General features: G+C 68.1%; 21 protein-coding genes. 13 read left to right on the top strand and 8 right to left on the bottom strand.

Going from position 1 to position 24,610, the window contains the following annotated elements:
- The first annotated feature begins 8 nt into the window (after nt 1-8).
- From AMD30_RS19130 to AMD30_RS19100, 7 genes are all read left to right on the top strand, one after another.
- A complete protein-coding gene (locus AMD30_RS19130; protein WP_055476708.1) occupies nt 9-1,427 on the top strand; it encodes a zinc ribbon domain-containing protein in 1,419 nt (472 codons plus the stop codon).
- Nucleotides 1,427-2,617, top strand: coding sequence for an acetyl-CoA acetyltransferase (locus AMD30_RS19125; protein WP_055476707.1), 1,191 nt, complete (start codon nt 1,427-1,429; stop codon nt 2,615-2,617). Before AMD30_RS19130 ends, AMD30_RS19125 begins: the two co-directional genes overlap by 1 nt.
- Nucleotides 2,618-2,667: 50 nt before the next feature.
- Nucleotides 2,668-3,909 carry an enoyl-CoA hydratase-related protein gene (locus AMD30_RS19120; RefSeq protein ID WP_055476706.1) on the top strand — a complete coding sequence of 414 codons (1,242 nt, stop codon included), beginning with the start codon at nt 2,668-2,670 and terminating at the stop codon, nt 3,907-3,909.
- Between the two features lie 3 nt (nt 3,910-3,912).
- A complete protein-coding gene (locus AMD30_RS19115; protein ID WP_055476705.1) occupies nt 3,913-5,076 on the top strand; it encodes an acyl-CoA dehydrogenase family protein in 1,164 nt (387 codons plus the stop codon).
- 64 nt (nt 5,077-5,140) lie between these two features.
- On the top strand, nt 5,141-6,448 hold the full coding sequence (locus tag AMD30_RS19110) for a phytoene desaturase family protein (RefSeq protein WP_055476704.1): 1,308 nt from the start codon (nt 5,141-5,143) through the stop codon (nt 6,446-6,448).
- Between the two features lie 51 nt (nt 6,449-6,499).
- Complete coding sequence (locus AMD30_RS19105; protein WP_055476729.1) at nt 6,500-6,694, top strand: ferredoxin; 195 nt, start codon at nt 6,500-6,502, stop codon at nt 6,692-6,694.
- Nucleotides 6,695-6,727: 33 nt separating this feature from the next.
- Nucleotides 6,728-7,972 (top strand): NAD(P)/FAD-dependent oxidoreductase, encoded by a 1,245-nt coding sequence (locus tag AMD30_RS19100; protein WP_055476703.1) that lies wholly within the window; start codon nt 6,728-6,730, stop codon nt 7,970-7,972.
- Between the two features lie 29 nt (nt 7,973-8,001).
- On the opposite strand, the gene AMD30_RS19095 is transcribed toward AMD30_RS19100, so the two are convergent.
- From AMD30_RS19095 to leuA, 3 genes are all read right to left on the bottom strand, one after another.
- Nucleotides 8,002-8,658, bottom strand: a complete 657-nt coding sequence (locus AMD30_RS19095; protein WP_084817317.1) for a TetR/AcrR family transcriptional regulator — start codon at nt 8,656-8,658, stop codon at nt 8,002-8,004.
- 99 nt (nt 8,659-8,757) lie between these two features.
- Nucleotides 8,758-9,402 (bottom strand): TetR/AcrR family transcriptional regulator, encoded by a 645-nt coding sequence (locus AMD30_RS19090; protein WP_055476702.1) that lies wholly within the window; start codon nt 9,400-9,402, stop codon nt 8,758-8,760.
- A 572-nt stretch (nt 9,403-9,974) separates the two neighbouring features.
- The gene (leuA, locus tag AMD30_RS19085) at nt 9,975-11,825 is read right to left on the bottom strand and encodes a 2-isopropylmalate synthase (RefSeq protein ID WP_055476701.1); all 1,851 of its coding nucleotides are present in this window, start codon (nt 11,823-11,825) and stop codon (nt 9,975-9,977) included.
- Between the two features lie 360 nt (nt 11,826-12,185).
- Here leuA and AMD30_RS19080 point away from each other — a divergent pair, with 360 nt between their 5' ends.
- Nucleotides 12,186-13,667, top strand: coding sequence for an MFS transporter (locus tag AMD30_RS19080; RefSeq protein ID WP_231632791.1), 1,482 nt, complete (start codon nt 12,186-12,188; stop codon nt 13,665-13,667).
- Between the two features lie 77 nt (nt 13,668-13,744).
- Here the strand turns inward: AMD30_RS19080 and AMD30_RS19075 are convergent, their stop codons facing one another.
- The 3 genes from AMD30_RS19075 to AMD30_RS19065 are packed head-to-tail and all read right to left on the bottom strand — an operon-like array spanning nt 13,745 to nt 16,883.
- The gene (locus AMD30_RS19075) at nt 13,745-14,635 is read right to left on the bottom strand and encodes a glycoside hydrolase family 16 protein (RefSeq protein WP_014925111.1); all 891 of its coding nucleotides are present in this window, start codon (nt 14,633-14,635) and stop codon (nt 13,745-13,747) included.
- A gap of 59 nt (nt 14,636-14,694) precedes the next feature.
- Nucleotides 14,695-15,276 carry a nitroreductase family protein gene (locus AMD30_RS19070; RefSeq protein ID WP_055476700.1) on the bottom strand — a complete coding sequence of 194 codons (582 nt, stop codon included), beginning with the start codon at nt 15,274-15,276 and terminating at the stop codon, nt 14,695-14,697.
- A 29-nt stretch (nt 15,277-15,305) separates the two neighbouring features.
- Complete coding sequence (locus tag AMD30_RS19065; RefSeq protein ID WP_055476727.1) at nt 15,306-16,883, bottom strand: MFS transporter; 1,578 nt, start codon at nt 16,881-16,883, stop codon at nt 15,306-15,308.
- 122 nt (nt 16,884-17,005) lie between these two features.
- Here AMD30_RS19065 and AMD30_RS19060 point away from each other — a divergent pair, with 122 nt between their 5' ends.
- On the top strand, nt 17,006-17,668 hold the full coding sequence (locus AMD30_RS19060; RefSeq protein WP_055476699.1) for a TetR/AcrR family transcriptional regulator: 663 nt from the start codon (nt 17,006-17,008) through the stop codon (nt 17,666-17,668).
- 212 nt (nt 17,669-17,880) lie between these two features.
- On the opposite strand, the gene AMD30_RS19055 is transcribed toward AMD30_RS19060, so the two are convergent.
- The gene (locus AMD30_RS19055) at nt 17,881-19,230 is read right to left on the bottom strand and encodes a hypothetical protein (RefSeq protein WP_055476698.1); all 1,350 of its coding nucleotides are present in this window, start codon (nt 19,228-19,230) and stop codon (nt 17,881-17,883) included.
- 148 nt (nt 19,231-19,378) lie between these two features.
- Here AMD30_RS19055 and AMD30_RS19050 point away from each other — a divergent pair, with 148 nt between their 5' ends.
- Nucleotides 19,379-20,644: an aspartate kinase gene (locus AMD30_RS19050; RefSeq protein ID WP_055476697.1), complete on the top strand. Its 1,266-nt coding sequence runs from the start codon at nt 19,379-19,381 to the stop codon at nt 20,642-20,644.
- Between the two features lie 2 nt (nt 20,645-20,646).
- Nucleotides 20,647-21,672, top strand: a complete 1,026-nt coding sequence (locus AMD30_RS19045; protein ID WP_010844104.1) for an aspartate-semialdehyde dehydrogenase — start codon at nt 20,647-20,649, stop codon at nt 21,670-21,672.
- 67 nt (nt 21,673-21,739) lie between these two features.
- Here AMD30_RS19045 and AMD30_RS19040 read toward each other — a convergent pair whose 3' ends face one another.
- Nucleotides 21,740-22,471, bottom strand: coding sequence for a FadR/GntR family transcriptional regulator (locus tag AMD30_RS19040; protein WP_055476696.1), 732 nt, complete (start codon nt 22,469-22,471; stop codon nt 21,740-21,742).
- Nucleotides 22,472-22,595: 124 nt separating this feature from the next.
- Between AMD30_RS19040 and AMD30_RS19035 the strand changes: the two genes are divergently transcribed.
- Entirely contained in the window at nt 22,596-23,129 is a 534-nt protein-coding gene (locus AMD30_RS19035) for a gluconokinase (RefSeq protein ID WP_055476726.1), read from the top strand.
- Nucleotides 23,130-23,131: 2 nt separating this feature from the next.
- Nucleotides 23,132-24,526: a GntP family permease gene (locus tag AMD30_RS19030; protein ID WP_010844107.1), complete on the top strand. Its 1,395-nt coding sequence runs from the start codon at nt 23,132-23,134 to the stop codon at nt 24,524-24,526.
- Nucleotides 24,527-24,610: the final 84 nt, after the last annotated feature.

Here is a 24,610-nt window from a genome sequence, read left to right as displayed (position 1 = left end):
ACGGGGGCATGAACCACTCGATCCTCGGATATGCCACGTACATCCCGACCTGGCGGGTGGACCCGGCCGGCAGCGGCCGCGCGGCCCGTGTCGTCGCCTCGTTCGACGAGGACGCTGTCACCATGGCGGTGGCCGCGGGTCGCCGGGCACTCATCGGCGACCTGCGTCAGGTGCCCTCGACGGTGTTCGTCACGAGCACCCCCGCCTATCTGGACAAGACCAACGCGACCATCGTCCACACGGCGCTCGGACTCGACCGGAGGAGTGCGGCCCACGATGCCATCGGCACCACCCGATCGACCATGGCCGCGGTGCGATCGGCGTTGCGTTCCGGCGGTCTGCTCACCGCGGCGGATGTCCGCACCGGACAACCGGGTTCGGCCGACGAACGCGGCGGCGCGGACGCGGCGGCGGCGATTCTCGTGGGTCTGCCGACGGAGCGCAGGCCAGCCCTCGCCGAGGTTCTCGCAGAGGCCTCGGTGACCGAGGAGGTGCTCGATCGCTGGCGCCCGCCGACCGCCCCGTGGGGGTCGACCTGGGAGGAGCGCTTCGGCTTCGAACACTACGCACGGATGATCCGCGAGGTCGCGGCGCGAACACTCGACGACGCCGGCCTGGCGCAGGCCGATCACGTCGTCGTGGTCAGCGGGAACACGGCCGTGACCAAGCGGGCGGCCACCCTGGTCAAGGGGGCCGTCTCCACCGGGGGTTCGCCGGTCGGCTTCACCGGTGCGGCCGACCCACTGATCGCGCTGGGCGCTGTCCTCGATGTCGCCGGCCCGGGGGAGAGCATCCTGCTGCTGGCCGCGGCCGACGGGGTCGATGCCCTGCTGGTTCGCACGACCGGCGCCCTGCCCTCCCGTCGCCAGGCGATCCCGCTCGTCGAGCAACTCGCCGACCGGCAGGTGGTGCCCTATCCGAGGTACCTCTCCTGGCGAGGACTCCTGGAGTTCGAACCACCGCGACGCCCGGAACCCGACCGGGCGGCCGCCCCGCCGTCGGCGCGGTCCCGCGACTGGAAGTTCGGTCTCACCGGGTCGCGCTGTGACGCCTGCGGATTCCTGCATCTCCCGCCCGGTTCCGTGTGCCGGGAGTGCGGGTCCGTCGGTGAATCGAGTCCGGTGTCCGTTGCCGGTCTCACCGGCCGGATCGCCACCTACACCGTGGACCATCTGGCCTACTCGCCCTCGCCGCCGGTCGTCGACGCGGTGGTGGACTTCGAGGCCGGACGCGGAGCGGACTTCACCGGGGGCGGCCGGACGACGTTCGAGGTCGCCGATGCGCAGCCGGATCTCCTCGAGGTCGGCGCGCCCGTCGAGCTCACCTTCCGGCGTCTGAACAGCGCCGGCGGTGTGCACAACTACTTCTGGAAGGCCCGGCAGATCCGGCCGGCCCAGAGCACCACACCCCGGGGGGAGGACCACTGATGGCATCGCATGGGATCTCGGACAAGGTCGCGATCGTGGCGATGGGTTGCACCCGCTTCGGTGAGTTGTGGGAGACCTCGACCGAGGACATGCTGGTCGACGCGACGCAACAGGCACTCACCGGCACGTCGCTCGCCATCGCCGACATCGACGCCTACTGGCTGGGCACCCTGGGCTCGGGGCAGTCGGGTCTGGCCCTGAGCCGTGCTCTCGGCACCGACCACAAGCCCGTGACCCGCGTCGAGAACTACTGTGCGTCAGGGTCGGAGGCGTTCCGCAATGCGTGTTACGCGGTTGCGTCCGGAGCGTACGACCGGGTGATGGCCGTAGGTGTGGAGAAACTCAAGGACTCGGGGTTCTCCGGCCTCCTGCGAGGGGACCCGCCCGGCGACGGCACCGCGCCGGAGCTGTCGGTGACCGCACCCGCCGCGTTCTCCATGCTCGATCCGGCCTATTGCGCCAAGTACGGCGTCGAACCCGGTCTCATGCGGGATTCGATGACGCACGTCGCCTGGAAGAACCACGTCAACGGTGCCCAGAACCCGCGCGCACAGTTCCGGTCCGAGGTGTCGAAGGAGAAGATCGCGAAAGCGCCCAAGGTCGCGGGGCGGCTGGGTGTCTTCGACTGCTCGGGTGTGTCCGACGGCGCGGCGTGCGCCGTCATCGTCCGGGCCGAGGACGCCTACGAATACACCGACCGGCCGGTCTTCGTGAAGGCGCTGGCGCTGGCGGCAGGCCCCGGCCGTGGTGCCATGGACCCCGGATACGACTTCACCAGTTTCCCCGAGGTCGTCCGATCCGCACGCGAGGCCTACGCACAGGCCGGCATCTCCGACCCGCGCGCCGCCGTGTCCCTGGCCGAGGTGCACGACTGTTTCACGCCCACCGAGATCGTCCTGATGGAGGACCTCGGATTCTCCTCGCCCGGACAGGCCTGGAAAGACGTGCTGGCCGGGGGGTTCGACGCGGACGGCACCCTGCCGGTCAACATCGACGGCGGGCTCAAGTCGTTCGGTCATCCGGTCGGTGCCAGCGGTCTCCGCATGCTCTTCGAAGCCTGGCTCCAGTTGCGCGGTGAGGCCGGGGATCGACAGTTGACCGACCCGCACACCGCCCTCACCCACAACCTCGGCGGCCGGCCCGGAGCGTGCGTCTCGTTCGTCTCCATCGTCGGCCGGGAGCGCGGGTGAAGCACGTGCCGACATCTTGCGCGGCTTCGATTTTATGTTAAATTAAAACCATGGATTCAGGGCTGGCGGATGCGCGCACGGGGATCATGAGGTCCCTGTACGCCGCTCTGGCGGAGGGTGATTCGTCCCGCGTCGGCGAACTCCTCGATCCCGCCTTCGTCGGCAGGGTCACACCCGGAATGCCGTTGGGTCTCGGTGGCGAGTATGTCGGCGCGGAGTCGATGCAACGTGACTTCTGGTGGCGGCTCGGTTCGGCCTTTCGTGTTCACGCGGAACCGGACGCCTTTCACCCGCTCGACAACGACCGGGTCCAGGTCCACGGGCGTTATCGGGGAACCGCCCGGGCGACCGGGCGCACCGTCGATGCGCAGTTCATCCACACGGTCACCTTCGCCGGTGAGCGGATCTCCCGCCTCGACCAGCTGACCGATTCCGCAGCCTGGCAGGCGGCGCTCGACGGATCATGCGTCGCGACGCCACCGTATCCGGGGCCCGCGATCGGTGATCTCGAAACGATCGACTACTCGGTGGCAGACGGGGTGGCACAGGTCATCCTCGACCGGCCCGACGCCCGCAACGCCATCGACCTGCGGCTGGCCGAGGAGATCTTGGCGGTGGCACGGGCAATCGCCGCCGACGCCCGGGTCCGTGCCGTGCTCATCGCCGGAAACGGGCCCGCCCTGACCGTCGGCGGCGACATCGCGTACTTCGACTCCGCGCCGCCGGTGGCGCTCGGCGCACTGACCGCCCGGATGACCGAGCCGTTCCACGAGGCGTTCCGCATCCTCGACCGCATCGACGCCCCGATCGTCACGGCCGCTCATGGTGCCGTCGCCGGCGGCGGCCTGGGCTTCGTCTACATCGCTGACATCGTGATCGCCGCCCAAGGATCGGTGTTCACGACCGCCTTCAGTGGGATCGGACTGTCCGGCGACGGAGGCGGCACGTGGCACCTGCCGCGGCTGGTCGGCGAGGCGCGCGCTCGTCGCATGTACCTGGAGAACCTGCGGGTCGACGCGGCTCGCGCGGAGAGCTGGGGACTGGTCTCCGAGGTGGTGCCGGACGCAGAAGTACGTCAACGGGCGCTCGCGACAGCCACCCGGCTCGCCGCCGGCCCCACCCGGGCGTTCGGGCGTCAGCGTGCGCTGCTCCGCGATTCGTGGGACTCCACCCTCTCCGAGCAACTCCGCGTGGAGACCGACGCACTCGCCGTCACCGGTGCCACGCATGACGCACAGAATGCGGTTGCGGCCTTCCGCGCCGGGACCCGACCCACCTTCGAAGGCAGGTAACACGTGTCCGGACTGATCATCGACTCCGACGAGCACCGCGCGGTTCGCGAAAGCGTCCGCGGGATCGCGAAACGCTATGGCGGGCAGTACTTCCTCGACCGAGCTCGCAGCAATGGGCACATCGAAGAACTCTGGGGAGACCTCGGCGACGCAGGGCTGCTCGGTGTTCATCTGCCCGAGGAGTACGGCGGCGGTGGGGGAGGGATGGCCGAGGCGGTCGTCGTCGTCGAGGAGCTCTCCGCCCACGGGATGCCGCTGCTCATCTGGGTCATCTCGCCGGCGATCTGTGGCAGCATCCTCGCCGACCACGGCAGCGAGGAGATGAAACGGGAGTGGCTCCCGGCCCTCGCCGACGGTTCCCGCAAGATGGCCTTCGGCCTGACCGAACCCGATGCCGGGTCGAACAGCCACGACATCAAGACCACCGCGCGCCGCGATGGCGACGGCTGGGTCATCTCGGGGCAGAAGTACTACATCTCGGCCATCGACCAGAGTGACGCCGTGTTGCTGATCGCGCGGGACGCCGACCACACGACAGCCGACCGCAAGGCGTTGTCGATCTTCGTGATCCCCACGGACACACCCGGACTCACCTTCACACAGATCCCGACGTCGATCGTCTCGCCCGACAAGCAGTTCATGGTGTTCCTCGACGAGGTGCGCGTCGGACCCGAAGCCCTGGTCGGCACGGCGGGTAGCGGCATGCGGCAGGTCTTCAGCGGACTCAACCCGGAGCGGATTCTGGTCGGCGCCATCTGCGGCGGCATCGGCCGCTACGCAGTGGACCGCGCCACCGACTACGCGCGCACGCGCACCGTGTGGTCGGCACCCATCGGTGGCCACCAGGGCGTCGCCCACCCACTGGCCGAGTCCCATATCGACGTGGAGGTCTCACGCTTGGCGACCAAGCATGCGGCCGAACTCGCCGATCAGGAATCCGACGCCGTCGGCGAGGCCGCCAACATCGCGAAATTCGCGGCGTCCGAGGCCGCTCTGCGGGCGCTCGACCAGGCCATCCAGACCCACGGCGGCAACGGGCTCTCCGAGGAGTACGGCCTGTCGGACCTGTGGTTCGTCACGCGTTTGATGCGCACGGCGCCGGTCAGCCGGGAGATGGTCCTCAACTTCGTCGCCCAGACCTCGCTCGGCCTGCCGCGCTCGTACTGAGGTCGCTGGCGAATCAGGCACCACACCCCACACCACCACGGCACCAACGCATCACGGAGGCAGAATGACAACCACTCACGACTACGACGCGATCGTCATCGGCGCGGGTGCCGGCGGTCTGTTCACCGCGGCTCGCCTGGCACACAGGGGATATCGGACCCTCGTCGTCGAGCGACTCGACAAGGTGGGCGGGCGCGCCTCCACCACCGAGATCGACGGTTTCAAGGTGAACGACGGCGCCATCGTCATCGAAGTGGGTGGCATCACCCAGCAGACGTGCGAAGAGGTGGGCGCCAAGTTCGAGATCCGGGAGCCGTCGCCGCCGATCCTCTACCGCATCGGCGGCAAGGACGTCGACGTCACGGGTGGCGGCTGGGGCTTCCTGCTCGGAAAACTCACCCGCCAGGGTGCAAAACTCGTCAAGGGCATCGGTGCCGCACGCAACGATTCGGGACTGCCCGAAGATGAACTGTCCACCGCGGACTGGGTGCGCAAGTACACCAAAAACGAAGGGGTACACGGCATCTTCCGTAACATGTGTGCGTCGGTGTTCGCGGTCGGCTCGGAAGAGCTGCCGGCGCGCGTGTTCCTCACCTACTTCACTCGCAAGAGCGCCTTCAAGCGATTCGGCTTCCACCCGGACGGGACCGTCGGCCTGTGGAATGCGCTCGCCGAGGCATTCGTCGGACACGGTGGGGATCTGTGGTTGTCGAGTGAGGTGGAGCAGATTCATGTCGAGGGCGGCGCGGTCACGGGGGTGACCCTCACCCGCGCGGGCAACCGGCAGACCGTCACCGCGCCGATCGTGGTGAGCGACATCGGCCCGTTCGCGACACTGGATCTGGCCGGACGCGACGCCTTCGACGACGAGTACGTGGCTCTCGTCGAGCAGCGAAATCGTCCGTGCGCCATGATCGCGGTGAACTTCGCGAGCGAGGAGCCGCTGATCGAGGCGCCGGGCATGCTCAGCTTCGCCCAGACCTCCCGTCTGGCCTATCTCGCGAACTTCACCGGGACCTGCCCGGAGATGGCACCACCCGGTTGGCACCTGTACGTCGGCACGTCCGTACCGGAACCGGCGATCGGCGATTTCGACGAGGCCGCCGAGACGGCGCTGCTCTTCCAGGAGCTGCGCGACAACATCGACGGCTTCGACGAGAAGGCCCGCGTTCTGAGCACGACGATCACCCGCGACGGCTGGCCCCCGCAGCGTGCCGTCGCCGGGTTCGACCTGCCCCACACCACCGAAGTCACCGGATTGTGGAATGTCGGGGATGCGGTGAAGGAGTACGCCAACGGCGGTACCACGGCGTGTGCCGAGACCGCGCAACTCGTCGTCGACGAGATCGCGTCCGCTTTTCCGCGGGCATGACACAAACACTCGGACCAGCAACGGTCCCGGACATGAAAGGTGGGTGACGGCATGAAGGTCACCGTCGATTTCGGAAAATGCACCGGCCTCGGGATCTGTGAGTCCCTCGCTCCGGACTTCTTCGAGGTGAACGACAGCGGCGAACTCGTTCTGCTCAAGGAGGACATCGACCCCGATGAACTGCAGGCCGTCGAGGAAGCCGTCGCCGGCTGCCCGACCGAGGCGCTGCGCATCGTGAACGACTGACCGCGACCCACAGAACGGAATCCTGAGTCCCTCATGGCCATTGGAAGAATTGTCGTCGTCGGCGCCTCCCTCGCCGGGTTGCGGGCCGTCGAAGCCGCACGTAAAGCCGGTTTCACGGGTTCGATCACGTTGATCGGGGCGGAGGACCACCTGCCCTACGATCGCCCGCCGCTGTCCAAGGCGTTTCTCGAACCCGGTGACGATGCCGTCGAGGCGCCCTACTTCCGGACCGAAGAACTGCTTCGTGACGAACTGGGTGTGACGCTCCGACTCGGGAGTCCGGCAACCGGACTCGACATCGAGAGTCGTGAGGTGATCGTCGGCGACGACCGGGTTCCCTACGACGCCCTGATCATCGCCACCGGATCGACGCCACGGACGATTCCGGGCACCGAGGAGATCGCCGGGGTTCACGCCCTGCGGACTCTCGACGACGCGATCGCCGTACGCGATGCACTGAGCGGGGGTGCCCGCACCGTGGTGATCGGGGCCGGCTTCATCGGTTCCGAGGTGGCCTCGGGAGCTCAGAAGCGCGGCGTCGAAGTGACCGTTGTCGAAGCGTTGCCCACACCGTTGGTGCGAGCGACCGGCGAGGCCATGGGCCAGGCCATCGCGTCTCTGCACGAACGCAACGGGACGGCACTGCGGTGCGGCACCGGCGTGGCGGCCGTCGAGGGTGACGGACGGGTTGAACGAGTCGTCCTGGCCGACGGGACGGTGGTCGAGGCAGATCTCGTCGTCGTCGGGATCGGGGTCGTCCCGGCAGTCGCGTGGCTGGAGGGCAGCGGCGTCGAACTCGACAACGGTGTCGTCTGTGGCGAGACCTTGTGGACCGGGGTTCCCGGCGTCTACGCCGCCGGCGACGTCGCCAACTGGTTCAACCCGGTACTCGGCGAGCGGCAACGCATGGAGAACTGGACCGCCGCGGCCGAGCAGGGTGCAGCCGCGGCGCGCAATGCGCTCGACCCTGCGAACGCGAAACCCTATGGGACAGTGCCGTATTTCTGGTCGGACTGGTATGACGTGCGGATCCAGTTCGTCGGCTCGCCCGATGCGGACGAGGTTGTGGTCGTCGACGGGGACCCCACGGGCGGGAACAGCGTCGATCGATGGGTGGCGCTCTATCGACGGGGTGATCGTCTGATCGGTGCACTGGCCGTCAACGGTCAGGCGGTCATCATGAAGTACCGGGTGATGATCGGGAAGGGCGCCGGTTGGGCCGACGCGCTCGAGTTCGCGGAGAAGAAGAGGACGAAGGCGAAGGCAGCAGCTCTGTAGAGCCTCCGTTTGTAGTACCGCTGTCCGGGCTACTTCTGGGGCGCGATCGCGTCCCGCACGAAGGCCTGGGCGTTGGCGACGATCTTGTCGATGTTGCCGCGCCGGGGTGTCCACCATTCCGCCGCCCAGTTCAGCGATCCGAGAACGAGCATCTGCATCATGTAGAGGTCGAGATCCTGCCTGATGGCGCCCTCTTCGTGAGCGGTGACGATCAGCGACTTCCACACCTTGCCGTACTTCGCCTCCTCGGCCGATGCGCGCTTGCTGATCTTGTCGGGCAGCTGCCCCGCGTTGCGGATGGATGCGGTGGTGTAGGCGGAGATCTCGAGCTCGTGCCGCAGGTGTGCCTCGACGGCGACGAGGATCTTCTCCAGCGGGTCGGTGCCGTCCGGGAGGGCGTCGAGAGCCGCGACGAGGTGCTGACGCATGTCGGCAAGACCGAACCACATCACTTCTTCGACGAGTGCGTCACGCGAGTCGAAGTAGTAGTAGATGGCCGGTGCCTGGAGTTCGGCGACCTCGGCGACATCGGTCAGGCGGAGTCCGGCGTACCCCTTGCGGCTCAGGACCTGCGCCGCGGCGTCGAGGATGCGCTCGCGGGTGCGTTCCGACTTCGGCGCACCGCCGCCCGCCCGGATCGTGCCGTTCTTGGTCGCTGCCGATGAGCGTGGATTACGTGGCGCCATTCTGCGGATTTTAATCTGTATTGCACACGCGCGAGCACCGGCACGGCCACGTGTGCCCAAGGCCACGCACGATCGTGGCATTCGGCGGCCGTGACCGGGTCATTCACGACCGCGTGGAGCCAGGCCCTGCCGGATCGCGGCCTGAGCGGTCGCCACCACCTTGTCGATGCTCCCGCGACGCGGGGTCCACCATTCCGCAGCCCAGTTGAGAGCCCCGAGGACCATCATCCGCGCGATGAACAGGTCGAGGTCGGTGCGGATCTCGCCATCGTCGGCGGCGGCCTGGACGAGTCGTCGCCAGATCTCGCCGTACTGTTTCTCCTCTTCGATCCGGCGTGTGCGGATGCGTTCGGGGATCTGACCGGCATTGCGGATGGATGCCGTGGTGTAATCCGACACCTCGAGTTCGTGCCGCAGGTGCACGTCGACGGCGAGCATGATCCGGTCCATGGACGTCAGGTCGGGGGAGATCTCGTCGAGTGCGTGTTCGAGGCGGTGGCGCATGTCGGCCACGCCGGACCACATCACCTCTTCGATCAGGGTCTCCCGTGAATCGAAGTAGTAGTAGATCGCCGGGGCGCGCAGGTCGGCGGCCTTCGCGACGTCGGACAGGCGGGTGCCGGCGTAACCCTTCGTGCTGAGTACGCGGGCGGCGGCGTCGAGGATTCGGGTGCGTGTCCGGACGGACTTCGACTCCTTGTCGGAGACGCGCAAGCTCTTGCGCGTGGGAGATTCGAGAGTCATGACGTCGGCATCGTGTCGCCGCGACCGACGGATGGTTCTGACATGCGCACCGTCCAGGTGGTTCTCATCGACGCAGGACGTGGCTCCGCATCGGCGGCGCGAGCGCACCGCAGTGTTTAATTTACAGTAAAATAAGGCAGTAGGCACGAAACGCGCGGGTGCTGCGCCGAAGGTCGGCGCAGCACCCGCGAGGGATGGGCGGCATCGGCCGACTATCCGGCCGCCCCCAGCAACACGTGTTGCTGGAGATGAGGGATCGCAGAATCGGATCGCGACGGCCGCGGTCCACGAGCTCGATCAGGCCGGCCACCAGCTTGTCGGCGTACGACGTCTCGTCGGCGATGATCGACCGGATCTGCTCGATGAGAACCCGAGATCTCTTGCCCGCGAGCGCGGTCGGTGCTCAATCGTCGCTGTCGTCTGGCGGGCAAGGTTCCTCGCATGTCTGTGGAATCGGTGACGACATTGGTCGGTGCGTGCGCGGCGTCGACGCCGACGTGGAAACGGCGCCGGGACCGTCCGGTACTCGGACGGTCCCGGCGCCGCTTCGGACGTTGCGGGTCAGGTCCGTTTCACGGAGCCCAGGTCCGCGGGGCGGCCTCGTCCTCGGCAACCGGCGTCGAGGTGACCCGGTACGCGCGGTTGACCGCCGACACGACCGCGCGCAGGCTTGCGGTGGTGATCGACGAGGCGATCCCGACACCCCACACCGTCTCGCCGTTGACCTCGGTCTCCACGTACGCCGCGGCGCTGGCGTCGCCGCCCGCGGTCAGTGCGTGCTCGCTGTAGTCGAGGACCCGGACCTCGTAACCGACGTTGCTCAGCGCGTCGACGAACGCCGCCAGCGGACCGTTGCCCGAACCGGAGATCTCCCGCTCGGTGCCCTCGACCTTCACCACCGCGGTGATGTGGTCGTCGCCGCCGTCGACCTCGGCGGCATCGACCTTCTGGCGAATCCGCTCCAGCGGCCAGATCGGGTGCAGGTAGTTCTCCGCGAAGACATCCCACATCTCCTTCGGATTGACCTCGCCGCCCTCGCCGTCGGTGATCTTCTGGATCTCGCGACTGAACTCGATCTGCAGACGACGCGGCAGGTTCATGCCGTGGTCGGCCTTCATGATGTAGGCCACGCCGCCCTTGCCGGACTGGCTGTTCACCCGGATGACCGCTTCGTAGCTGCGGCCCACGTCCTTGGGATCGATCGGCAGATACGGTACGGCCCAAGTGATGTCGTCGACGTCGGCATCGGCGCTGTCCGCGTCGACCTTCATCTGGTCGAGGCCCTTGTTGATGGCGTCCTGATGGCTGCCCGAGAACGCCGTGTAGACCAGGTCGCCGCCGTAGGGGTGACGCTCGGGCACGTTGAGCTGGTTGCAGTACTCGACCGTGCGCCGGATCTCGTCGATGTCGGAGAAGCTGATCTGGGGGTCGACGCCGCGGCTGAACATGTTCATGCCCAGGGTCACCAGACAGACGTTGCCGGTGCGCTCGCCGTTGCCGAACAGGCACCCCTCGATCCGGTCGGCGCCCGCCTGATAACCGAGTTCGGCTGCCGCGACGGCGGTTCCGCGATCGTTGTGGGGATGCAGGCTCAGGATGACCGAATCGCGGCGGGCCAGGTTGCGGTGCATCCACTCGATCGAGTCGGCGTAGACGTTCGGGGTGGCCATCTCGACGGTGGCCGGCAGGTTGAGGATCATGGGCCGTTCGGGTGTGGGAGCGATGATCTCGGTGACCGCGTCGCACACCTCCTTGGCGAAGCTCAGCTCGGTGCCCGTGTAGGACTCCGGGGAGTACTCGTAACGCCAGTTGGTGTCGGGGTAGTTCTGCTGGACCTCGAGGACCTTGTGCGCGGCGTCGGTGGCGATCTTGGTGATGGCCGCCTTGTCCGCGCGGAACACGACCCGACGCTGCAGGACCGATGTCGAGTTGTAGAAGTGCACGATGACGTTGGCCGCGCCGCGGCAGGCGTCGAAGGTGCGCTCGATCAGCTCGTCGCGGCACTGGGTCAGCACCTGGATCGTCACGTCGTCGGGGATGGCGCCGTCCTCGATGATCTCGCGGACGAAGTCGTAGTCGGTCTGACTGGCCGACGGGAAGCCGACCTCGATCTCCTTGTAGCCCATCCGGACCAGGAGGTCGAACATGCGGCGCTTGCGAGCCGGGCTCATCGGGTCGATCAGTGCCTGGTTACCGTCTCGCAGGTCGACCGCGCACCACATCGGGGCGGTGGTGATCACCTTGTCGGGCCAGGTGCGGTCGGGAACCGAGATCGTCTCGACCTCGTCGGCGAACTGGCGGTAACGGTGAACCGGCATCGCCGAACTGCGCTGCGGGTTCCATACGGGCTGTCCGGCGGGAATCGGGCCCGCGGGCTCGACGATTCGGCTCGCGCCGGATGTGAAGGTGTCTGCTGGTGCCATCGGTGGTCATTCTCCGTGTGTGGAAGGAAAGTGACCGGCGCGTGATCGGGCCCCGCGACGGAGGGCCGGTCGGTTCAGACCCCGCCGCGGCAACCGAGGAGGAGTGCGCGCTGCATGCGCTTGACTGTACTCCCCGGCGACGAAGCGGCCAAAGCTGCAGGTGAAGACGGAAAACGGCTCCCCCTCTTCGGAGGGTGCCGCCTCGTCCGACCACGTCCCAGACTATGACATGCCTCTCAGTCGGTAGCCGGAGTGACCCAATTCATCCAGGCGGCCGACAGGGGCGACCCGGAGGTCTCGCCGTCCGGGATACGTGCCGCCCACCCCGACGCGGCCGTCAGCAGAAAGGGACGAACGCCAGTGACGACCATCCCCGCCGAGCCCCCGGTGACCGATCCGCCAGAGGGCAAGCGTACGAGCCTTCGACGAGTGGCCGCCGCGAGTTCCATCGGTACGACGATCGAGTTCTACGACTTCTTCATCTACGGCACCGCCGCCGCCCTGGTCTTCCCGACGGTGTTCTTCCCATCCGCCGACGAGGTCACCGGGACGATCGCCTCCTTCGCGACCTTCGCCGTGGCCTTCTTCGCACGGCCGGTCGGCGCGATGCTCTTCGGGCATTTCGGCGACCGGATCGGCCGCAAGCGCACCCTGGTCTGGACCCTGTTGATCATGGGGCTGGCGACGGTCGCGATCGGGCTCCTGCCCGGGTACGAGACCGGCGTCTTCGGCTTCGCCGAATCCGGTATCGGCATCGCCGCACCGATCGCGCTGGTGTTCCTGCGGTTCCTGCAGGGCTTCGCCGTCGGCGGCGAGTGGGCGGGCGCGACACTCCTCACCGCCGAGTACGCCCCGCCCGGCAAGCGCGGGCTCTACGCGATGTTCCCGCAACTCGGCCCCGCCTTCGCCTTCTTCCTGTCGAGCCTCACGTTCCTCATCGCGAGCCTGACCCTCGGCGAGACCAGTTCGGCCTTCCTCGATTACGGCTGGCGTATCCCGTTCATCCTGTCCTTCGCGCTGGTCGCGGTCGGGCTGTGGGTCCGACTCGCGGTCGCGGAGACCCCGGTGTTCCGGGAGGCTCAGCAGCGCAAGGCGACCGGCGACGCCGCGGCCGACGGCCCCGCCCTGCCGTTCCTCGATGCCTTCCGCCACCAGTGGCGCGAGATCCTCGTCGCCGGCGGCGCGCTGGCGAGCCTGTTCTCGCTGTTCTACATGGGCACGGCGTTCCTCACGAACTACGGCACGAAGTCGCTGGAGCTGTCCCGGACCTTCGTGCTGACCGCGGGCATGGGTGCGGCCGTGGTGTTCGGACTGTCGACCGCGGCGTCGGCGGTGTGGTCGGACCGGGTCGGTCGTCGACGCGTCATCCTCACCTCGTGCGCCGTCGCGATCCCGTGGTCGCTGGTGCTGTTCCCGATCCTCGAGATCGGCGGCGGTCTCGCATTCGTCGTCGGGCTCCTCGGCACGCTGCTCATCTTCGGCATCGCCTACGGACCCGCCGGTGCGCTCCTGCCCGAGCTGTTCGAGGCCCGGTATCGCTACACCGGTGCGGGGATGGGCTACAACCTGGCCGGCATCCTCGGCGGGGCGATCCCGCCGCTGATCGCCGCCCCGCTGATCGCCGGTCCCGGTGCGATCTGGGTCGGTGTCCTGCTCGCCGGTCTGTCGGCACTCAGCGTGGTGTGCACGATCATGATCGTCGAGACCAAGGACAAGACGATGCGGGCGTCGGCTCCCGACGACGAGCGTAAACGACTGTCCCACAACCCCACACACCACTCCGCCCCGAGCCGGTTGGCTCGGGGCGGAGTCGTGATGAGGCAGCGGCCGGACCCTTCGTGACGCGCCCTCCGCAAGCTCCGGGCGCTCCTCAGGGAGCGGTGGGTCTGCGGTCCCTTCGGATCAGGCGCGCCGGCGGCTCACGGGGTGTAGCGCAGCCAGTCGACGGTCATCGTCGCCGGGCTCGGGGTCGTCGACGACGGCGGGCCGGGCCAGAGGCCACCGACGGCGACGTTGAGCAGTGCGTACATCGGCTTGTCGAAGACCCATCGTTCATCGCCGGTGAGCGAGGACCGGTTGATCGTGTAGACCGCGTTGCCGTCGATGGTGAAGCGGATCTGCGACGACGTCTTGGTCACCGCGTACTCGTGGAAGTCGCCGGGGTCGACGCCGGTGAGATCGTGGCCCCGCTCCCAGCGGCCGGCGAGGGGGCCCGGCAGCGGGAGTCCGGGGAGGAGATCGGTCAGCGAGATGTCGAGGGACCCGGTGGCGGTTCCGAGGGCCGTCGGCCCGTGTACGCCCACGTGCACCCAGTCGGAGGTGTTGATCGTCTCCGCGATGTCGACTTCGCCGGCCGCCGGATAACCGACGGAGTCGATGTCGCTCCCCAGCAACCAGAACGCCGGGTGCAGCCCGCGGCCTTGCGGTAGGGAGATGCGCGCGGAGATCGTCCCGTAGGTGAATTCGAAGCTGTCCTTGGTGGTCAGCCGGGCCGATGTCCAGCCGCCCGTCGCGGCGCGTCGAGCCTCGATGAGCAGGTTGCCGTTGCCGTCCAGGCGCGAGTTGAGACGGTCGGCGGTGTAGTTCTGCACCTCGTTGTTGCCCCAGCCGCCTGCGCCGGTCTCGTGTTGCAGTGCCGACGGCAACGTGCCGGCCGCGCCGTTGAACTCGAGGCTGAACGGCTCGTCGGCGTGGGCGGTGGCCGGCAGGGACAGTGCTGCCGCGGCCGACAGCGCCGTGACGGCGGCGACGGGAGCGACGTGCGATCCCAGCCGACGGAAGAATCCTCGTCGTGGAGGTGAGACAGTCATGGAGAAGAAGTACCACAAGTAACTTCTGCCTCATATGCCTCGTTCGTCACATTCCCCGGTCAAGCCTTCGGGGGTTCGGAAAACGCTGCACGTCCCCAGTGGCCGGCGAAGGCCACCTCGCCGAGCGGCAGCCGTGACCTGGGCTTCTCGTCGCGGGCACGGATCTCCTCGGGAAGCGACGTCGGGTCGGCGGCGAGTACGCCGATGCCGAGCAACACCAGCGGCCGCTTGTCCGCCGGGATGCCGAAGCTGTCGCGGGCGGCCACGGGGTCGAAACCGGCCATCGGGTGCGCGTTGAATCCGAGGGCCTCGGCCTGCAGGATCATCTGCGCCACCGCGAGCCCGCAGTCGACCGCCCCGTAGGTGTGGGCCTTCGCGTCGTCGGGATCATCGGTGGTGCAGACCAGGACGAGCGCCGCCGAGCGCGGCGCCCACCCCGAGTTCCCCCGGGTCAGGACGCCGCAGAGGGCTGCGAAGGTCAGGTCGTCGCGCAGGCCCACGATGAATCGCACCGGTTGTACCCGGCCCCAGGTGGGCGCCCAGCGTCCGGCGTCGACGATCGTGGTGATGTCCTCGACGGAGACGGTCGCGGACGGGTCGTAGCCGCGGGCACTCCAGCGCCCCGAGATCAGTTCGTGCATCCGCCCGAGGGTAGCGGTGTCGCGTGGTCCTACTCGGCGCGTGCCGACGTCGAGAGCTCGGAGTCGGGGAGCCGGACGTCGGCGACCTCGGCCTGCGGATCGGCGGGCTCGTCGCGCATGACGATGAGCAGGATGACGCCCAGGACGAGGAGTGCGAGACCGCTCGCGAGCGACGCGGCGTGCATACCGTCGACGAACGACTGTTTCGCGGCGGCGGCAAGAGCCTCACCGGCGGGGCCCATGTCGGTCGAGCGGTGCAGCGTCTCGCCGAGGGTGTCGCCGAACGCCCAGCCCTGGTCGCCGTCCCGGAAGACGAGGGTGGCCAGCGATCCGAGCAGGGCCAGCCCCATCGCGGTACCGAGCTCGAAGCTCGTCTCCGAGATGCCGGACGCGGCACCCGACCGTTCCGGTGGCACCGAGCCGACGACCACGACCGACACGAGGCTGAACTGGATGCCGTAGCCGACGCCCGCGATCGTCGTGCACAGCACGTACACCCAGACCGGCGACGAGGTGCCGAGGGTCAGCATGCCGAGGTTGCCGGCGGCGGCGAGGCCGACGGAACCGACGAAGGCCAGCCGGGTGCCCAGGAACGAGGCGACCTTGGTCGCGCCGATGGAGAACACCGCCACCGCGACGGCCATCGGGAGGCCGGCGATCGCCGCGGCCAGGACGTCGTGGCCCATGACCGACTGGAGGTACACGCCGGTCAGGTACGACATGCCGCCGAGTGCCATCATCCCGATGAGTGCGACGGCGACCGCGCTGCTGAACTGCGCGTTCCGGAACAAGGTGAGATCGAGCAGCGGTGACGCGATTCGCCGCTGGTGGAGCAGGAACGTGATGAGCAGCGCGGCGCCCACCACCCCGGCGAGGATCACGGCTGTCGTGGCACCGTCGCTCGCCACCGTCTTGATCGCGTAGACGAGCGGGAGGATTCCGGCCATCGAGAGCACGACGCCGACGACGTCGAAGGGATCGTTGGTCGCGGCCCGGTACTCGGGGATCAGGCGCGGCCCGAAGACGAACAGCAGGACGAGCACCGGCACGTTGATGAGGAAGACGACGCCCCACCAGAAGTCGTGCAGCAGAACGCCTCCGATGACCGGGCCGACCGCGCTGCCGCCGGCGAACGCCGAGGTCCACACGCCGATCGCGCGACCGCGCTGACGGGCGTCGGAGAACATGTTGGCGATGAGCGACAGGCTCGACGGCAGCAGGGTCGCCCCGCCGATGCCCATCAGGGCACGCGCCGCGATCAGGATCCCGGCCGTGGGTGCGAAGGCGGCGATGACCGAGGCGACGCCGAACAGGCCGGCGCCGGCGAGCAGGATGCGACGACGACCGATCCGGTCACCGACATTGCCCATAGTGATGAGCAGTCCGGCGATGAGGAACCCGTAGATGTCGAGAATCCACAACTGCTGGGCCGCGGACGGCGCGAGCGCGTCGGTGATCGACGGGATCGCGAGGTACAGCACCGAGACGTCCATCGAGACCAGGAACACCGGGAGGGTCAGCACGGCCAGTCCCAGCCACGTTCGTCGGTCGGCGGCACCCGGGGTGGTCGGGTGGAGCCGGGTCGACGGGTCGAGCTGGGCGGACATCATTGCCTCCTTCGCGGTAGACGACTGCTACCTACGCGTACGGTGTACGCGGATCAGCGTACGGGGATGGGTACGCTGTACGCAATCGCTTTATTCCCGCTCTGAGCAGGAGGAACCGCGCAGTGACGTCCGACACCTCGAAACTGTCGACCGCGACGATCGTGGACGCCGCGATCGCCGTCGCCGACGACGACGGAATCGGCTCGCTGTCGATGCGGCGGGTCGCCGAGAAACTGGGGGTCGGGGCGATGTCGCTGTATCGCCACGTCGCGGACAAGGACGCCCTGTTGCAGGCGATGTCGACCGAGGTGGGACGCCGGTTCCCGTATCCCGTGGACACCCAGCCCGGATGGCGCGCACGGGTGCAGGTCGCCGTCGACGTCGACTGGGAGCTCTACACCCGGCACCCATGGGTCGTCCTGGCCTACTCGTCGCCACGGCACAGCTACGGCGAGGATTCACTGGCGTGCCTCGACTGGCTCGCGGCCGGGTTCCTGGAACTCGGTGTCGGCATCGAACGAGCCACCGACATGGCGCTGTCCGTCTGGAGTTTCGTCCACGGTGTCGCACTCGTCGCGGTGAGCGATCAACTGCTCCAAGACGATTCGCTGCTGCCGTCCGCCGGGCTCGCGGAGGTGATCTCGGGCGAGTCCGAGGTCGAGGTCCCGTCGCACCTCGCTCGTCTGGCCGGCCGGCGCGACGCCGGCCGGCTCCTCGATCCCCGCGCGCGGCTCGACGCCGGAATCGATTATCTCTGTCTGGGATTCGCGGCGTCGGCGGTGTGAATCAACCGCCCCTGGGGTGCGCGCGAAGCGAGGCATCTCACCAGGCCCTTCGAGGCTCGTCGCTATCGCTCCTCGCACCTCAGGGCGCAGGGGGGCGCGCTTCGCACCTCAGGGAGCAGGGGGGCGCGCTTCGCACCTCAGGGAGCAGGGGGGCGCGCTTCGCACCTCAGGGAGCTGGGGGCGCGCTCCTCGCACGTCAGGGAGCTGAGGGGTCACATGGCATGCGGGAAGACCGTCAGCATGTGCGCGCCGAACCACGAGCTACCCACCACGATGGGCACGACGACTAGGCCCGCGGCAACCGGTCGCATCCGGGCGAGCGCCATCGCCAGTGGGATCAGCAAGACGAACGCGGGTAGGAGCAGTCGCGGCCGGCTCATCATCAGCCCGCTCGACAGCACGATCTGCGCGACGAGCAGCGAACCGTACAGCAGGACCGGCCACGGCATCCGAGACCACACCGCGACGCCCAGCATCACCAGCGTGCTCAGGACGATCCACGATGTGGCCACCGGTGCGATCTCCGCCGAATGCACGAGCATCTCGTTGACGAAGTGGAACGCGGCCGCGCCCCAGTCGAATTGGGTGTCCCAACCGTCGGTCTGGATCCGGAACCACCCGGTCGGTGATCCGGTGTGCGCCCACACCACACTCAGGTAGGCGAGGTAGCCGAGTGGGCTGATCGCGATGGCGACGATCGCGCGGACCCGCACCTCTCTCGGCACGGCGGTCCCGCGTGCCTGCCACAGGAACACCACGGCCGCGAGCATCACGACCCCGATCAGGACCGCTGCCGTCGGACGGCACAGCCCGCAGATCGCCGCCACGGTGCCGGCGAGGAGCCAGCGTTTCTCCAGCACCCCGACCAGCGCCCACACCGCGAGCGCACAGAACAGGGCCTCGGTGTAGGCCATGTTCAGCACGATCGACATCGGCGTCGCCGCGAAGAGCGCCACCAGGAACAAACCGGTTCCGCGCTCGGGCGCCGGGCCGATCGGTGACCGGCGCGCCATGAGCCGCGCGCACACCATGCCCAGCCGTGCCGCGCCGACCGCGGCCACGCACCCGAGGACCAGGTTCACCGTGACCGCGGCACCGAAGGGGCTCAGGCCCGGCAACTTCGCGATCAGACCGACCAGATACGGGTAGCCGGGAAAGAACGCGTACGCGGTGTCGGCCGTGTGCAGACCCCGCGCGTCCGTCAGGGCGTAGGGCACGCCGTCGTAGCCGTGGGTCGCGATCGCGATCATCCACTGTCCGTCCCACACCGCCAGGGAATCGCCCAGCGTGGTGCCCCGGAGGTCGGCGAACCGGGCCAGGACCAGGATGCCGACGGCCCGGATGACGAGGAAGACGACGAGTGCGTCGAGCCACCAGCGGTACCGACGGAGTCCGGCGGGCGACGAGCTCAGCGGACCGAAGAACGCGGTGGTCGCCGCCCTCAGCCGACGACCCGTCCCGGCGGACACGCCTCCGGCTGTCGCCACGTCGTCGTCGGTGCGGCGTCCGGTCCGACCATCGGCGCCGCCTCCGGTATCGCCGACGTCGGTAGGGGAGGCCACGCGAGAGATCCTAGAGCGGATCGGATCGCCGCGGCCCGGACGGGGCAGACAGAGACCAGGTCAGGGCATCCTCAGACTCCCCGGTAAGGTTGTCCCGGCAAGTTGACGTCTATCGACCGGCACTCTGGCCGGCGGGAGGTAACTCGACGTGGCCCTCGTGGTGCAGAAGTACGGCGGATCCTCGGTCGCAACGGCCGAACGCATCCGTCGCGTCGCCGAGCGCATCGTCGAGACCAAGAAGCAGGGCAACGACGTCGTCGTGGTCGTGTCGGCGATGGGCGACACCACCGACGAACTGCTCGACCTCGCCCAGCAGGTCAATCCGGCGCCACCGGCCCGTGAGATGGACATGCTGCTGACCTCCGGTGAGCGCATCTCGAACTCACTGGTGGCCATGGCGATCAGCTCGATGGGCGCGCAGGCGCAGTCGTTCACCGGTTCCCAGGCCGGCGTCATCACGACGAGCAGCCACGGCAAGGCCAAGATCATCGACGTCACGCCCGGACGCGTCCGCAGCGCCCTCGACGAGGGCAAGATCGTGCTGGTCGCCGGCTTCCAGGGCGTCTCGCAGGACACCAAGGACGTCACGACGCTGGGCCGTGGTGGCTCCGACACCACCGCGGTCGCGCTGGCGGCGGCCCTCGAGGCCGACGTCTGCGAGATCTACACCGACGTCGACGGCGTCTACTCGGCGGACCCGCGGATCGTGCCCGACGCCCGGCGCCTCGACACCGTCAGTTTCGAGGAGATGCTCGAACTGGCCGCCTGCGGCGCCAAGGTGCTGATGCTGCGCTGCGTCGAATACGCCCGCCGCTACAACGTTCCCGTTCACGTGCGCTCGTCGTACTCGACCAAACCCGGCACCGTGGTGACCGGATCGATGGAGGACATCCCCGTGGAAGAAGCCATTCTCACCGGCGTCGCACATGACCGCAGCGAGGCCAAGATCACCGTTGTCGGACTCGACGACAAGCCCGGTTACGCGGCGCGGGTGTTCCGCGCCGTCGCCGACGCCGAGATCAACATCGACATGGTGCTCCAGAACGTCTCGAAGATCGACACCGGCAAGACCGACATCACCTTCACCCTCCCGCGTGAGCTCGGACCGCTCGGGGTGGAGAAGCTCACCAAGCTCCAGGAGGAGATCGGCTTCACCGACCTGCTCTACGACGATCACATCGGCAAGGTGTCGCTCGTCGGCGCGGGCATGAAGTCGCACCCCGGCGTCACGGCCACGTTCTGTGAGGCCCTGAGCGAGGCCGGCGTCAACATCGAGCTGATCTCCACCTCGGAGATCCGCATCTCGGTGCTGTGCCGCGACACCGAACTCGACGACGCGGTGCGCGCTCTGCACGCCGCCTTCGATCTCGGCGGCGAAGAAGAAGCCGTCGTCTACGCCGGAACGGGGCGATGAGGATGGGTGTACGTATCGGAGTCGTGGGTGCGACCGGTCAGGTCGGCGCCGTCATGCGAACCCTGTTGGCGGAGCGCAACTTCCCCGCCGACGAGGTGCGGTTCTTCGCATCGTCGCGCTCGGCGGGCAAGAAGCTGCCCTGGGGCGACGGCGAGATCGTTGTCGAGGACGCCTCGACGGCGGACCCGTCAGGGCTCGACATCGCCCTCTTCTCGGCGGGCGCCACGATGTCGCGCGAGCAGGCACCCCGGTTCGCCGAGGCGGGCGTGACCGTCATCGACAACTCCTCGGCGTGGCGTAAGGACCCCGATGTGCCACTGGTGGTCTCGGAGGTCAACGGCGAGCTCGCGAAGAACCCGCCGAAGGGCATCATCGCCAACCCGAACTGCACCACCATGGCCGCCATGCCGGTGCTCAAGCCGCTGCACGACGAGGCCGGCCTGCAGCGCCTCATCGTCTCCAGCTACCAGGCGGTCTCGGGCAGCGGGCTCGCGGGCGTGGAGGAACTCGCCGGCCAGGTGCGGGCGGTCGCCGACGATGCCGAGAAGCTCGTCCACGACGGTTCGGCAGTGGACTTCCCCGCTCCGAACAAGTACGTCGCCCCGATCGCGTTCAACGTCATCGCGCTCGCCGGGTCGCTCGTCGACGACGGGTCGGGCGAGACCGACGAGGATCAGAAGCTGCGCAACGAGTCGCGCAAGATCCTCGGTCTCCCCGAGTTGCTCGTCAGCGGAACCTGCGTGCGCGTGCCGGTCTTCACGGGTCACTCCCTGTCGATCAACGCCGAGTTCGCGAACCCGCTGTCGGTGGCCCGGGCGCAGGAGATCCTCTCTGCGGCAGCCGGTGTGGAGCTCACCGACGTGCCGACGCCGCTCGCGGCCGCGGGCCGGGATGCCTCGCTGGTCGGCCGGATCCGGCAGGACCCGGGCGTTCCCGAGGGGCGCGGCCTCGCGCTGTTCGTCTCAGGGGACAACCTCCGAAAGGGTGCCGCCCTCAACACGATCCAGATCGCCGAACTGCTCGTCTAGAGGAGCTCAGCCGGGTGGCCTTCGTGGCTCGCTACGCTCGCACCTCAGGCAGCACAGGGGTGGCTCGCTACGCTCGCACCTCAGGCGGCCAGGGGGGCTCCTCGGAGACGGCCGCCGCCGCCTCGGTGATGATCGCTCGCATCGACGCCTCCGCGACCTCCGGGTCGCGGAGGCGTATTGCTCTGGCCACGTCGTCGTGCAGCGCGATGGCGGCCGGGTTGGGGGTCGCCGGCATCATCCCGTGATGGGTGCGTCCGGCCAGGATCTCGTTCACCACACCGGTGAGTGAGCGGAACATCTCGTTGCCGCTCGCCTCGAGCAGTGTTCGGTGGAAGACTTTGTCGGCCAACAGGTACGACTCCAGGTCACCATCGCGTCCGTGTACCGACATGTCCGACACCGCCGCCGCGAGAATGCGGCAATGATGTTCGTCGGCCCGCTCGGCCGCCAGTGCCGCCGCCACCGGTTCGAAGCCTCGCCGCAACTCTGACAGAGTCGCCAGGAACTCGGCGCGGTCGGCGCCGTCGAGGCGCCACCGGATCAGCCGGGGGTCGAACACGCTCCAGCGGGCCCGCGGCTGGATGGTGATGCCGACGCGACGTCTGGACTCGACGAGCCCCATCGACTCGAGAACCCGGATCACCTCGCGTGACACCGTCCGGGAGACGCCGTGTTCGGCGCTGATGGACTCGAGGGTCAGTACGCTCCCGGCCGGCTGTGCTCCCGAGACGATGCGTCTACCGATGGCGGCGAGGATCCCATCGTGCCGCTCGCCCGCGTTCCGTGTGCCCTGACTCACTGTTTCATCTTCTCATTCGTCGAGGTCTTGCTGAATCTGCGTACTTAATGACGACCGGGCTTGCAAAAGTATGATCATTGAGGCAGCCTACGTGATCAGCAGCACAGTGTCGTGAGGAGTGAACATGCGATCGCCCGTAGTCGTCATGGGGGTGTCGGGGTCCGGGAAGTCGACGGTCGGAGCCGCGCTGGCACAGCGCCTGAGAGTGCCGTTCGCCGACGCCGACGACTTCCACCCCGCAGCGAACATCGCCAAGATGTCGGCGGGACAGCCGCTCGACGACGACGATCGTCGACCCTGGCTCGAATCGATCGGCGAGTGGCTTGCCGAGCACGGCGACGGCGGGGTCATGAGCTGTTCAGCCCTCAAACGGCACTACCGTGACCGTCTTCGTGAGCACGCGCCGACGACACTGTTCGCGCATCTGGCCGGCTCGGTCGACGTCATCGCTCGACGCCAGGCATCGCGGCCGGGGCACTTCATGCCGCCGGCGCTCCTCGCGTCGCAGTTCGAGACCCTGGAACAGCTGACCGGAGACGAACGCGGCCTGACCGTCGACGTGGACCAGAGCGTCGACGCCATCGTCGACGAGCTGGTCGCGTCCCTCCCGGACGATCCCAACTCGAACGACCCGCACCCTGACGGCGAGGAGAACTGACGATGTTGCCGACCACCACGATCCTGGCCGCCGGCGCGGATCTACCCGAACCCGTTGCCCCCGGCTGGCAACTCATCGTCGCGGCGCTGGCCGGTATCGCCGTCATCGTCGTCGCGATCACGATCGCGAAGGTCCACCCCTTCCTCGCGCTGGTTGGCGGCGGCGCGACCGTCGGCATCGTCGCGGGTGAGTCCATCCCGACCGTCCTCGAGTCGTTCACCGCCGGATTCGGCACCACCGCAGCAGGTGTCGGCATCCTGATCGCACTCGGCGCCATGTTCGCCAAACTCCTCGCGGATTCGGGCGGTGCCGACGAGATCGTCGACACGATCGTCGGTCATGCGTCACCCCGGATGCTGCCGTGGGCGATGGCCCTCGTCGGCGCCATCATCGGGCTGCCGATGTTCTTCGAGATCGGTCTCGTGCTGTTGATGCCGGTGATCTACCTGGTGGCCCGGCGCTCGGGTCTCGGTCTGATCCCGATCGGCATACCCGCGCTGGCCGGTCTCTCGGCGATGCACGGCTTCGTCCCGCCGCACCCGGGCCCGCTCGTGGCGATCGACGCCCTCGGTGCGGACCTGGGCACGACACTCGGACTCGGTGTGCTGGTGGCCATTCCGACCATCATCGTCTCCGGGCCCCTGTTCGGGGTGCTCGCGGGCCGGTGGGTGACGGTCGAGGCACCGACGACCTTCGACGTCGATCCGGCCGACGGTCCGACGACGAAGCGCCCCTCGTTCGCGATCACCATGTTCAGCGTCCTGCTGCCCGTCGTGCTGATGCTGGGCAAAGCATTGGCCGAGATATTCATCGCCGACGAGGATCAGCCCGTGCGCAAGGTCCTCGACATCCTCGGCACGCCGCTCATCGCGCTTCTGATCGCCGTCATCGTCGCGATGTTCACTCTCGGACGGGGTTCCGGCATGGACCGCGAGACGATCTCGAAGTGCACGGGCGCGGCCCTGCCCGCCATCGCGGGAATCCTGCTCATCGTCTCCGCGGGCGGCGGCTTCAAAGAGGTTCTCGTCGACACGGGGATCGGCACACTGCTGGCGGACTGGGCGACCGGCGCGAACGTCTCGGTGCTCCTGCTCGCGTGGACCCTCGCGGCACTGATCCGCCTGGCAACCGGGTCGGCGACCGTTGCGACCATCACCGCGTCGTCGTTGATCCTGGGGCTGGTCGATGGGATGGGTTCGGGAGAGCTCTCACTGGTCGTACTGGCGATCGGCGCCGGTTCGGTGTTCCTGTCCCACGTCAACGACGCCGGTTTCTGGCTGGTGAAGGAGTACTTCGGGATGACCGTCGGACAGACCTTCAAGACCTGGTCGATGATGGAGACGGTCCTCTCGGTGTCCGGACTGATCGTGGTGCTCGCCCTCGGCCTGGTCATCTGAGCGTGCGCGGCAGCGCCTGAAATCCGCCCCTGACAACCGCCCTCAGGACCCAGGCCGTCGACATATATCGGGCTGTTGCAAAAT

This window comes from Gordonia sp. HS-NH1, assembly GCF_001418765.1.
Taxonomy (GTDB): Bacteria; Actinomycetota; Actinomycetes; order Mycobacteriales; family Mycobacteriaceae; genus Gordonia.
The sequence above is the reverse complement of the archived record's forward strand: the minus strand, read 5'-3'. Positions and strand labels throughout refer to the sequence as shown.